The organism is Herbidospora cretacea (assembly GCF_001570605.1).
In the GTDB taxonomy this organism is placed as follows: domain Bacteria; phylum Actinomycetota; class Actinomycetes; order Streptosporangiales; family Streptosporangiaceae; genus Herbidospora; species Herbidospora cretacea.
Genome location: NZ_BBXG01000006.1, coordinates 57219 through 69567 on the forward strand (window position 1 = coordinate 57219; position 12349 = coordinate 69567).

At 70.6% G+C, this 12349-nt stretch carries 9 protein-coding genes; 6 read left to right on the forward strand and 3 right to left on the reverse strand.

The genetic code is table 11. The features are described 5' to 3' along the window. Nucleotides 1-39 precede the first annotated feature (39 nt). Nucleotides 40-4659, reverse strand: a complete 4620-nt coding sequence (locus AW270_RS12965; RefSeq protein WP_061294817.1) for an ATP-dependent helicase — start codon at nt 4657-4659, stop codon at nt 40-42. 89 nt (nt 4660-4748) lie between these two features. Between AW270_RS12965 and AW270_RS12970 the strand changes: the two genes are divergently transcribed. The 3 genes from AW270_RS12970 to AW270_RS12980 are packed head-to-tail and all read left to right on the forward strand — an operon-like array spanning nt 4749 to nt 5795. Next, nucleotides 4749-5246 carry a VOC family protein gene (locus tag AW270_RS12970; RefSeq protein WP_245674689.1) on the forward strand — a complete coding sequence of 166 codons (498 nt, stop codon included), beginning with the start codon at nt 4749-4751 and terminating at the stop codon, nt 5244-5246. Between the two features lie 31 nt (nt 5247-5277). Next, the gene (locus AW270_RS12975) at nt 5278-5472 is read left to right on the forward strand and encodes a DUF3046 domain-containing protein (protein ID WP_061294346.1); all 195 of its coding nucleotides are present in this window, start codon (nt 5278-5280) and stop codon (nt 5470-5472) included. Nucleotides 5473-5501: 29 nt separating this feature from the next. Further along, nucleotides 5502-5795: a hypothetical protein gene (locus tag AW270_RS12980; RefSeq protein WP_061294348.1), complete on the forward strand. Its 294-nt coding sequence runs from the start codon at nt 5502-5504 to the stop codon at nt 5793-5795. Here the strand turns inward: AW270_RS12980 and AW270_RS12985 are convergent. Further along, on the reverse strand, nt 5742-6494 hold the full coding sequence (locus AW270_RS12985; protein WP_061294350.1) for an SDR family NAD(P)-dependent oxidoreductase: 753 nt from the start codon (nt 6492-6494) through the stop codon (nt 5742-5744). The genes AW270_RS12980 and AW270_RS12985 overlap by 54 nt on opposite strands. Nucleotides 6495-6556: 62 nt before the next feature. Then, on the reverse strand, nt 6557-6814 hold the full coding sequence (locus AW270_RS12990) for a hypothetical protein (protein WP_061294818.1): 258 nt from the start codon (nt 6812-6814) through the stop codon (nt 6557-6559). A gap of 302 nt (nt 6815-7116) precedes the next feature. Here AW270_RS12990 and recA point away from each other — a divergent pair, with 302 nt between their 5' ends. From recA to rny, 3 genes are all read left to right on the forward strand, one after another. After that, the gene (gene recA / locus AW270_RS12995; RefSeq protein WP_061294352.1) at nt 7117-8214 is read left to right on the forward strand and encodes a recombinase RecA; all 1098 of its coding nucleotides are present in this window, start codon (nt 7117-7119) and stop codon (nt 8212-8214) included. Nucleotides 8215-9239: 1025 nt separating this feature from the next. Further along, nucleotides 9240-9926, forward strand: coding sequence for a recombination regulator RecX (recX, locus tag AW270_RS37665; RefSeq protein ID WP_439649055.1), 687 nt, complete (start codon nt 9240-9242; stop codon nt 9924-9926). A 518-nt stretch (nt 9927-10444) separates the two neighbouring features. Beyond that, the gene (gene rny / locus AW270_RS13010; RefSeq protein WP_061294356.1) at nt 10445-12085 is read left to right on the forward strand and encodes a ribonuclease Y; all 1641 of its coding nucleotides are present in this window, start codon (nt 10445-10447) and stop codon (nt 12083-12085) included. The last annotated feature ends 264 nt before the right edge of the window (nt 12086-12349 follow it).

The following is a 12349-nucleotide window of genomic DNA, read 5'->3' on the forward strand; positions in this document are numbered from 1 at the left end:
AGACTGTCGCTGATCAGCGCTGCCCTTCCCCGTCGGTCCTCACCCCCGGATGCGAAGGCCTCGTGGGGTCGGATGGAAGCCGGCGGCCTCCAGGGCCGCGCCCAGCGGGGAGTCGTTGATGGCGGTCCCGTCGGCCCGTTCCACGGTCAACCGCCCCAGAGCTCCGTCGCGTACGGCTCCCGCCAGCGCCTCCACCGCCACGCTCAGGTGGTCGTCCTCGCCGAAGGACAGCAAGGTCTTCCCGCCCCGTTCGACATAGAGGACCAGCTTTCCGGCCACGGTCACCACCAGCGCGCCGGCCTTGCGCCCCGGCCGATGCCCGGCGTCGCCGCCCCGGTCGGGCCACGGCAGCGCCGCGCCGAACGGGTTGGCCGGGTCGGCGGCGGCCATCACGGTCGCCTTGGGCAGCTCCCGCTCGACGCCCTGGGGACGCCAGGCCGTCCACGGATCGACGTAGTCGCCCTCGGGCTGAGGAGGCTGCGCCACTTCCTTCCTGTCGGAGGCCCGCAGCCGGTCGACCGCCCCCGGCAGCGCGAACTGCGCCCCGCCGAGCCCTTCGACGAAGTAGCCGCGGCGGCACCGCCCGCTCTCCTCGAACGCCCGCAGCACCTGGTAGACGGCGGCGAACCCGCCCGGCAGCCGCTCGGCCGTCACGCCGCCGCGGGTCACCACGCCGTGGCGTTCGAGCAGCATCTCGGCCTGCGCCTGGGCGCGCAGCGTCACCTCACCCGAGGCCTCCGGCAGCAGCCACCACCGCCCTCCGACCGTCGGCGGACCCGACCGCGTCGGCAGCACGGCCCGCCGCCGCCGCGACGGGGAGGCGGGACGGTGGGCCGGTTTACCCGTCCCGAGAGCGGCCCGCAGCGGGGCGAGCGTGTCACCGGTGACCCGGCCCGACCAGACCAGATCCCACAGCGCCGCCGCGAGGGTGGCGTCGTCGGGGATCCCGCCGTGGACCACCCGGTTGGACAGGTCGCGGAAGAACAGCGCCCCGCCCCCCGACAGCACGCCGAGCACGGCCTCGTGGACCGGCGTCATGGTGATCTCACCCGGCAGCGGCATCAGCAGCGGCGCGGTGTCGGCGAAGAACAGCGACACCCACCCGTCGCCGCCGGGCAGCGCCCCCTGCCCCACCCAGAGCACCTCCCCGGAGGAGGTCAGCTCGTCGAGCAGCGAAGGTGAGTAACCGGCCACCCGTCCGGGCAGCACCAGCGTCTCCAGGGCCGACGCCGGAACGGCCGCCCCCTGCAACCGCTCGATGGCCGCGACCAGCGCATCCATCGCCCGATACGCCGCGCCCGCCCCCGGCCGCCCGCGCCCGCCATCGGGGTCGGCCGGACGTCCGGCGCGCCCTCCTGCCGCCGGGCTCGGCGGTTCGTGAGCCGCGATCCCGTGCCACCGGGGCAGGAACATCGCCAGCGCCTCCGGCGGCACCGGCTCGACCTCCTTGCGCAGCCGGGCCAGCGACCGCCGCCGCAGCAGCCGCAGCACCCCGGCGTCGCACCACTCCTCACCACGCCCACCCGGCCGGAACTCGCCCGACACCACGCGGCCGGACGCCGCCAGCCGGGCCAGCCCGTCGCTCACCACGGCGATCCCCACCCCGAAGCGCGCGGCCGCGGTCGAGGCCGGGAACGGCCCCCGCGTCCGGGCGTGCCGGGACAGCAGGTCACCCAGCGGATCAGGGCGGGAGGCGGTCTCGGGCGGGTCGAGGAACTCCAGCGGCACCCCCACCGGCAGCGGCGCCCCCAGCGCGTCGCGCAGCCGCCAGGCGTCTTCGACCGCAGCCCATTGGGGCACCCCCGCGACCCGCACCTGGATCGCCCGCCGCGACCGCTCCAGCTCGGCCAGCCACCCGGGATCGCCCTCTCTGATGGCGACGTCTTCGGCGAGCAGCGGCCCGTGGGACCGCAGCAGGTCGGCCAGGTCCTCCACGTCGCGCAGCGGCCGGTCGAGCCGGGCGAGCTCGCGCTCGGTCTCCGCGATCACGTCGGGATCGAGGAGTTCCCGAAGGTCGGCCTGGCCCATCAGCTCGGCCAGGAGAGAGGTGTCGAGGGCGAGCGCCTGGGCGCGCCGTTCGGCGAGGGGGGCGTCGCCTTCGTACATGAACTCGCCGATGTAGTTGAACAGCAGCGACGCCGCGAACGGCGAGGCCTGCCGCGTCTCCACCTCGACCACCCGCAGCCGCCGCGCCGAGATGTCGCGCATCAGCTGCACCAGACCAGGCACGTCGAACACGTCCTGGAGGCACTCGCGCATCGTCTCCAGCACGACCGGGAAACCGGCGTACTTGGCCGCCACGCCCAGCAGATGAGCCGACCGCTGGCGCTGCTGCCACAGCGGGCTGCGCCGCCCCGGAGTGCGGCGCGGCAGCAGCAGGGAGCGCCCGGCGCACTCGCGGAACCGGGCAGCGAACAGCGCGGACCCGCCGAGCTCCTCGGTGACGATCTGCTCGATCTCCTCGGGGTCGAACGCCGCCACATCGGTCGGCGCCTCGTCGAGGGTGTCGGGCACGCGAAGGATGATCCCGTCGTCGGAGTGGACGGCCTGCACGTCGATCCCGTAGCGCTCGCGCAGCCGCCGCGCGATGGCCAGCGCCCAGGGCGCGTGGACCCGGGCGCCGAACGGGGAGTGGATGATCACCCGCCAGTCGCCCAGCTCGTCGTGGAACCGCTCGACCAGCAGGGTCCGGTCGTCGGGGACGTATCCCGTCGCCTCCCGCTGCTCAGCGAGGTAGCCGATGAGGTTCCCGGCCGCGAACTCGTCGAGCCCGGCGGCGCGCACCCGCTCCCCGGCGGCCGGCCCGGCCCCGGCCAGTTCCCGGACGAACGCGCCGATCGCCCGCCCCAGCTCGGCCGGACGGCCCTGGGGGTCGCCCTTCCAGAACGGCAGCTTCCCCGGCAGCCCGGGCGCGGGGGAGACGAGCACCCGGTCGGCCGTGATGTCCTCGATCCGCCAGGACGTCGCGCCGAGGACGAAGACGTCGCCGACCCGGGATTCGTACACCATCTCCTCGTCGAGCTCCCCGACCCGGGACGCCTTCTCACCCACGAGGAACACGCCGAACAGGCCCCGGTCGGGGATGGTGCCGCCGTTGGTGACGGCGAGCCGCTGGGCCCCGGGACGCCCCCGCAGCGTGCCGGTCACCCGGTCCCACACCAGCCGGGGGCGCAGCTCGGCGAACTCCTCGCTCGGGTAGCGCCCGGCCAGCATGTCGAGCGTGGCCTCCAGCGCGGAGCGCGGCAGCGTGGCATAGGGCGCGGCGCGGCGGACCACGGTCTCCAGCTCGTCGACGGTCCATTCGTCGAGCGCGGTCATCGCGACGATCTGCTGGGCCAGCACGTCGAGGGCGTTGCGCGGATAGCGCAGCTCCTCGATCTGGCCGCCCTTCATGCGCTCGGCCACCACCGCCGTCTGGACGAGATCGCCCCGGTATTTCGGGAAGATCACCCCCCGCGACACCGCCCCCACCTGGTGCCCGGCCCGGCCGACCCGCTGCAGCCCGCTGGCCACGCTCGGCGGCGCCTCGACGCAGGCCACCAGATCGACCGACCCCATGTCGATGCCCAGTTCGAGGCTGGACGTCGCCACCACCGCCGGCAGCCGCCCCGACTTCAGCGCCTCCTCGATCTGCGACCGCTCCTCCTTGGACACCGACCCGTGATGCGCCCGCACGACCTCGGGAACCGCCCCCTTGGACGCCCCCGCCTGCGCCATCAGCTCGGCGGGCACCCCGGCGTCGAGCGACTCGGCCGTGCTCCGCTCGTAGGCCAGCTCGTTGAGGCGGCTGCACAACCGCTCGGACAGCCGCCGCGAGTTGGCGAAGATGATCGTCGACCGGTGGGCCTCGATCAGGTCGAGAAGATGCTCCTCCACGTGGGGCCAGATGCTGCGCTGGTTGGGCTCCCCGGCGTCGCGCGAGGTGATCTCGGCCATGTCCTCGACCGGGACGACCACGTCGACCTCGATCCGCTTGTCCGACGGCGGCTGCACGACCTTCGCCGGCCGCACGCCCCCCAGAAACGCGGCCACCTCGGACGCGGGCCGCACCGTCGCCGACAGCCCCACCCGCTGCGCCGGCTGGGGCAGCAGCGCGTCGAGCCGTTCGAGGGTGAGGGCCAGATGGGCCCCGCGTTTGGTGCCCGCCACCGCGTGGACCTCGTCGACGATCACCGTCTCGACCCCGCGCAACGCCTCCCTCGCCTGCGAGGTGAGCAGCAGGAACAGCGACTCGGGCGTGGTGATCAGGATGTCGGACGGCTTGGACGCGAACCGCCGCCGCTCCTCGGCCGGGGTGTCGCCCGACCGGATGGCCACCGAGATCTCCGGCACGGCCACCCCCATGCGCCGCGCCGTCTGCCGCACCCCCGTCAGCGGCGCCCGCAGGTTGCGCTCGACGTCGACCGCCAGCGCCTTCAACGGCGAGACGTAGACGACCCGGCACTTCCTCTCCGGATCCTCCCGCGCGGCCAGCCGGTCGATCGACCACAGGAACGCCGCCAGCGTCTTGCCCGACCCGGTCGGGGCCACCACCAGCGTGTTGTCACCGTCGGCGATGGAGTTCCAGGCGCCTTCCTGGGCGGCCGTCGGCGCGGCGAAGGCACCGGTGAACCACTCGCGGGTCACCGCCCCGAACCTGCTCAGCGCGCCTTTCGCCATCAGGCCCACCTCCTCCGCACATCATGCCTCCGGCGACCGACAGTTTCCGTCGGGCCTTGAGTGGTTCATCTGCGGTTAAAGCGACAATCATGAGAACCATGGACATCGACTACGAGGCCATCGAAGCCACCCGCGCTTCCATAAAGGAGCGTCACCTCAACGAGCGCCGACCCCCGAGCAGTGCGCGCGGTCTGCACCACTTCGCCCTACTGTCCTCCAATGTCGAACGCACGATCGAATTCTACCAGGGCCTTCTGGAGTTCCCGCTCACCGAGATCTTCGAGAACCGCGACTACAAGGGCTCCAACCACTTCTTCTTCGACATCGGCAACGGCAACCTGCTGGCCTTCTTCGACTTCCCCGGCCTCGACCTCGGCCCCTACAAGGAGGTGCTCGGCGGCCTCCACCACATCGCGATCTCCGTCGACCCGGTCGTGTGGGAGCGCCTGCGCGGCAAGCTGGAGGCCGCCGGGGTGCCGTACATCATGGAGAGCGGCGCGTCCATCTACTTCAGCGACCCCGACGGCGCCCGCCTCGAACTCCTCGCCGATCCCCTCGGCGAGATGTACGGCTCCCGCGTGCTCTGACCACCCTCACGACCCGGCCATACTGGGGGCCATGCGACTCACGGATTTCTGGAACCGCATGTCCAGCCATTTCGGCCAGACGTACGCCGAGTCCTGGGCGAAGGACTACGTGATCGCAGGACTCGGCGGCCGGACCGTCGAACAGGCCCTGGCCGACGGCTTCGCGGCCAAGCAGGTCTGGCAGGCGGTCTGCCAGGTCGTCGACGTCGACCCCCGGCTCCGCTAACCCCCCGAGAAGCAGGAGAAGACCGGCCGATGACCCTCCCCGCGCCCACGCGCACCCCGCTCACGGCAGACGAGAAGATCCGCGCCGAGGCGAACTTCGTCCCCCTGGTGGCCGGACACCTGGCCGCCAGCGGCCGGTTCCGGATCAGCGCCGACACCCCCGAGCTGGTGGAGCTGTTCCAGAACGTGGCCCACACCGTGGGCGAGCGGCTCGGGCGGCCCGTGGTCAGCTACGCCAACGGCCGATACATGGTGATCACCTTCGCCGGCTCAGACGATGAGCCCGCCGGTGGCCCTCAGGTTCTGACCGGTGATCCACTGTGAGTCGGGCCCGGCCAGGAACGCCACCACGTTGGCGATGTCGGCCGGTTCGCCCAGCCGGCGCAGCGCGGTCTTGGCGGTGATCCCGTCGAAGGTCTCGTCGGCGCTCACCCCCGACGACTCGCGCATCAGCTCGGTGTCGGTCACCCCGGGAGAGACCGCGTTAACGGTGATCCCGCGCTCCCCGAGCTCCCGCGCGGCCACGGCGGTCAGCAGCTCCAGCGCCGCCTTGCTGGCCAGATAGAGCGACAGCCCCTCGGCGGGCGCGCGGGTGCCGAAGGACGAGACGTTCACGATCCGCCCGCCCGCGCGCAGAATGCGGGACGCCGCCTGGATGGCCAGGAACGGCCCTCTCGCGTTCACGCCCATGACCCGGTCGAAGTCGTCGGCCGTGGCGTCGATGATGCGCCGGACCGGGTTGATCGCCGCGTTGTTGACGAGGATGTCGAGGCCGCCCAACCGGCGTAACACCTGCTCGAAGAGCAGTTTCACGTCGTCGGGGCAGCCCATGTCGGCGCGGACCGCGTGAGCGGTGCCGCCGAACCTGGCCACCTGCTCGACGACCTCCTCGGCCGCCGACCGGTTCTCGTTGAAACTGAAGACCACATGAGCGCCTTCGCGAGCCAGTTTCTGTACGACGGCCCGCCCGATCCCCCGCGAACCACCCGTCACCAGAGCCGCCTTCGTCTCCAGTGCGCCCATGTGTCGTCTCCTCACCGCTGGGGCCCAACGGCAGCGTGCCACACATTCGTGGAGACGGGGTGTCAAGCCGCCTGAGAGAGGAGCTTCTCCAGGGTGTCGGCGGCGGCATCGGGGGAGTCGGCGTTCTCCTGGCCGTCGGGCGACCAGAGGAACAGCCATCCGCCACCCGACTGCGTGGCGAAGACGATCGTCTGCCGGCTCGTGCGGGGATGCCAGATCCACAGCACGGGCTCGCCCCCGCCCAGCATCCTGCCCTGGAGCCCGCGCCCGGGAAGCCGCTCGGCGAGCGTCTCCAGAAGAGCACGGCGTTCGTTTTCCATCGACACGGCGCCGCCTTCTCACTCGCGGGTCTGGTCTGGCTGATTCGCCCGTCTCCTCCAGGATCGCCGCAGGTCAGCGGCATGGCAACAGTCTGATCACAATGCCCGGGAATGTGACCTTCCGGATGGGTTCCCTTTCCTTCTCCGTACGCGAACTCATAGGCTGTTCGTGGTGTGATCGAACAGCCGTTCGGCTATATTTGGGACCGCCGCCCGGAGGCAGCGTCTCCAGAAAATGTCAGTGGCACCTCATAGCGTTCCGTTGACCGGAACAACCCACGACCCTCACAGGGGGCACCCCAATGGCAGTGAACGACCGCGAGAAGGCCCTCGAGACCGCCCTCGCCCAGATCGAGCGGCAGTTCGGCAAGGGCTCCGTCATGCGCCTGGGTGAAGACGCCCGCGCCCCCGTCGAGGTGATCCCGACCGGCGCGATCGCCCTCGACGTCGCCCTCGGCATCGGCGGCTTCCCCCGCGGCCGGATCGTCGAGGTCTACGGCCCCGAATCGTCCGGTAAGACCACCGTCGCCCTCCACGCCGTGGCCAACGCCCAGCGCCAGGGCGGCATCGCCGCCTTCATCGACGCCGAACACGCGCTCGACCCCGAATACGCCAAGAAGCTCGGCGTCGACGTCGACGCGCTGCTCGTCTCCCAGCCCGACACGGGTGAGCAGGCGCTGGAGATCGCCGACATGCTGATCCGCTCCGGCGCGGTCGACATCATCGTCATCGACTCGGTGGCGGCCCTGGTGCCCAAGGCGGAGATCGAGGGCGAGATGGGCGACAGCCACGTGGGTCTCCAGGCCCGCCTGATGTCCCAGGCCCTCCGCAAGGTCGCCGGCGCGCTCAACAACACCGGCACCACCGCGATCTTCATCAACCAGCTCCGCGAGAAGATCGGCGTCATGTTCGGCTCGCCCGAGACCACGACCGGCGGCAAGGCGCTGAAGTTCTACGCCTCGGTCCGCCTCGACGTGCGCCGCATCGAGACCCTCAAAGACGGCACCGAGCCCGTCGGCAACCGCACCCGCGTGAAGGTCGTCAAGAACAAGATGGCCCCGCCCTTCCGCACGGCCGACTTCGACATCCTCTACGGCTTCGGCATCAGCCGCGAGGGCGGCCTGATCGACATGGGCGTGGAACACGGCTTCGTCCGCAAGGCCGGCGCCTGGTACACCTACGAGGGCGACCAACTCGGCCAGGGCAAGGAGAACGCCCGCAACTTCCTGAAGAACAACCCCGACATCGCCAACGAGATCGAGAAGAAGATCAAGGAGAAGCTCGGCGTCGGCCCCCGCCTCGACGCCCAGCCCGAGACCCCCGCCGTCCCCGTGGCCGCCCCGGCCCCGACCGGCCGAGGTTCCAAGGCCTCCGCCACCCCGAAGCCGGGTGACGTCTGACCGATCCGGTGCGACCTTCCGACCCCTGGGACGACGACGACCCGGCCACCCGGTCCCGCTCCGGGTGGCCGTACGACGACGACCGCGAACAGGGATGGGGCTTCGGTGATGCGCGCTCGGAGTGGTCCTCAGGCTCGACGTGGTCGGAGATCGACCCGGAGAACGTACGTGGGGGTGGCGGGTGGCCGGGTCTCTTCGGCGACGACGGGGATCCTCGTGACCTGAGCGACCCCGCTCCCGGCGGCGATCGGTGGGGCCGATCGCCCGACGACGACGGACCGGTGTCCTCTCACCGGTCCACGGGGCGCGCGGGTCGGCCCGCTCGTGAGGATTCGGATCACTCCCTCGGGGAGGCCGATCGGCGTCCCGGCGGCGGTGATCCGGAGGCTGCTCATCTGTCCGCGCCGCCTGATCATGGCGAACACGCTGTCGGCATTCCTGATGCCGAGGGGTTCTCCACGGGTGACGGGCGGCGGAGTGGGGGCCGGACCTCTCGTGCCGGTGGTTCTCGCCGTGACGGCCGGGGGAGTGCGGGCAGGGCTTCCGGTGATCAGAGTCGGTGGCGTCGGGCCCCTCTCTCGGCTGATGCTGATGAGCGGGGGTCGGTAGACCACGCTTCTGAGGGTGATCGGCCTGAATCCTTGAGTCCCCCCTCGACCGCTGATGGCGGAGGGTGGCCGTCCGGTGAGGCTGGCGAGGAACACGGGCGCATCGGCCGGGATCCTGTCCCGTCCGCTGACGCCGAGCTGGGGTCGGCAGGCTGTGTGCCCGATGGAGATGAGCTGGGGCAGGCAGGCCGCATGGCCGAGGGGGATGAGCTGGGGCAGGCAGGCCGCATGCCTGATGGGGATGAGCTGGGGCAGGCCCGCCATGTCTTTGATGGTGATGAATTTGAGCTCCCGGGCGGTGCATCCGATGGTGATGGGCGCGGACGCCTGAGCTCGTCCTCTATTGCTGATGGCGGGGACGGTAGGGCCGCTCGTGAGGCACCGAACGATCGGCCGAACCCCCGTGACTGGGGCGGGTTGCCGGACGACGAACCCGCTGGCCGGCGGCGGTCACGGAACGGTAAGACGGGTCGGCGTGGGTCCCGTCGTGGTGAGCCGGATGGCGATGGTCCCCCCGAGGGGGATGCGCTCTTCGGCGGTGGTGACACCGGTCGTCGGTCCAAGCGGCGGGGGGCGACGTCCGAGGAGCAGAGTTCCGATCCTGAAGCTCGGGCGCGGGCGATCTGCCTTCGGCTGCTCACTCTCGCTCCCCGGACTCGGGCACAGCTCTCCGAGGCGCTGCTGAAGCGGGAGATCCCCGAGGAGGTGGCCGAACGGGTTCTCGAACGGTACTCCGAGGTCGGCCTGATCGACGATCAGGCGTTCGCGGCCGCGTGGGTCAGTTCACGGCACCACGGGCGAGGGCTCGCCCGGTGGGCGCTGGCGCAGGAGTTGCGGCATCGCGGGGTCGAGGAGGAGACCGTCAAGGAGGCCGTCGAGCAGCTCGATCCCGATGAGGAGGTCGAGACGGCCCGGCGGCTCGTGGCCCGGAAGCTGAGGTCGACCAGGGGCGCCGATCCGCTCGTCCGGACGCGGAAGCTGGTGGGCATGCTGGCGCGGAAGGGATATTCGGCCGGGCTGGCCTTCCGCATCGTCAGAGAGGCACTCGAAGCTGAGGGCGAAGAGACCGACGACGCCGAAGGCGGCTACCTGGACTCTCTGTGATCGTTGGGCCCGCTCGGCGTCTTCGGCGGCGGACGATCCCCGCACCCGCCGAGGCGCGGGCGTCACAATGGGGGATCTGTGCCTGTGCGGTCGGGGCGTGTCTTGACGCGGGGTATGACCGTGCCCGTGCTCGAATGATCCTGATCGTGGTTCTTGGCCATCTCTGGGGCCTTGTCATACCGGGGCTTTCGGGGCATCTCCGGCCCATCGGTCATGACGTTCGGAAGCGGGGTAAATCCGCTGCGTCATCGGGTGCCCCGTCCGGCTCGTCCGGAAACCGGGAAATGATGATCGAGAAAAACTCGCCACCTGCCGCGTCTTTGCTTGCTCGTTACCCGAATGACGCTTAACCTCGACCGCAGTGAGGAGTTACTCCGCGCAGCGCGGATTGCCATAACGGTGAACCACGGGCCTCGATCTTGTCGGGGTACGAATATATTTCCTGGTGGTGCCACCAGGTGTCTTCGTGCTGTGCTGGTGACCCCTTGTCGGCTTGAGGCTAGAAGGGGTGGGTGCGCATGGACATGACGATCGTGATCGTGCTTGCAGTGGCGGTGCTGCTGCTCGCGTTCGCGGCGATTGCGGCCCTCCTGATCATTTTGCTCCGGCGTACCGCCCCGAAAGAGCTCGGTCCGAGTCAGGAGCAGCTTGACCAGATCCGCGCGGAGCTCAGCGAGAGCGTCCGCGAGAAGGAACTGGAGAGGGCCCGCGAAGAGGCGGCGGAGATCCGCGACAAGGCCGAGAACGACGCCGGTGAGATCCTCCGCAAGTCCGAGGCGCTCGTCGAGGGCGCGGCGCTGATGCGGCGGGAGGTCGAGGAGGAGTCGCGCGTCCTCAAGAACGAGCTGAAGGAGCTGCGCGCCGACCTCGAACGGCGGGAGAGCCGGCTGGCGGAGCGGGAGCGGCGGCTCGACGAGGAAGGGCGGCTGCACACCGAGCGGGCCGGGCGGCTGGCCGAGAGCGAGACCGATCTGGCCGATCGGCGGGCCGAGCTCGAGAAACTGGGCGAGCAGCGGCGGGAGGTCCTGGAGCGGGTGGCGGGGCTGACCGCCGAGCAGGCCAAGGGCGAGCTGGTCAAGGAGATCGAGAACCAGGCGAAGCGCGAGGCCGCGCTGATCGTCCGGGAGATCGAGAGTGACGCGCGCAAGGAAGGCGAGAAGCGGGCCTGCAAGATCGTGACGCTGGCCGTACAGCGGGTGGCGACCGAGCAGACGGCCGAGTCGGTCGTGAGCGTGCTGCACCTTCCCGGCGACGAGATGAAGGGGCGCATCATCGGGCGCGAGGGCCGCAACATCCGGGCCTTCGAGTCGACGACCGGCGTGAACCTGATCATCGACGACACGCCCGAGGCGGTGCTTCTGTCGTGTTTCGATCCCGTGCGCCGCGAGACCGCCCGGCTGACGCTGGAGAAGCTGGTCCTCGACGGGCGCATCCATCCGCAACGCATCGAAGAGGCCTACGAGCGCAGCCGCGCCGAGGTCCGGGACCTGTGTGTACGCGCCGGTGAGGACGCCCTCGTCGAACTCGGCATCACCGAGATGCACCCCGAGCTGGTCACCCTGCTGGGCCAGCTCCGCTACCGCACCTCCTACGGCCAGAACGTGCTCAAGCACCTCATCGAGTCGGCCCACATCGCCGGGATCATGGCCTCCGAGCTGCGGCTCGACCGTGACCTGGTCAAGCGCTGCGCGCTGCTCCACGACATCGGCAAGGCCCTGACCCATGAGGTCGAGGGCAGCCACGCCCTCATCGGAGCGGAGATCGCCCGTCGTTACGGGGAGCACGAGGACGTCGTCCACGCCATCGAGGCCCACCACAACGAGGTCGAGGTGCGTACCGTCGAAGCGGTTCTCACGCAGGCCGCCGACGCGATCAGCGGCAGCCGGCCGGGGGCGCGGCGCGAGAGCCTCGAAGCCTATGTGAAGCGGCTGGAGCGGCTGGAGGAGATCGCCCAGGGGCACGAGGGCGTGGAGAAGGTCTTCGCCATGCAGGCGGGGCGCGAGATCCGCGTGATGGTGCGGCCGGACAACGTCGACGACATCCAGGCGCAGGTGATCGCACGTGACGTGGCCAAGCAGGTCGAGGAGGAGCTGACCTACCCGGGTCAGATCCGGATCACGGTGGTACGTGAGTCACGCGCCACGGAGTTCGCGCGCTAGCCGCTCACCTCGATCTCAGGCATCCCCAATGACCGGGACGAGCCACTGTCGGCGGACTGGAAACGCTGCGACCTGAGACCTGTGGCTCAATGAGGACTGGTCATAGCCACTGATCCGATGCTGCGGCCCGAGGGCCTGGTAAGCAGCCGGTGGCCTGTGGCTAGCGAGGATCGGTCGGGACGAATGTTCCGATGTCGAGGCGCGATGGTGCTTGGCTCCTGCGGCTCGGCTGGGTTTTGCCGGGATGACCGATCCGATGCCGAG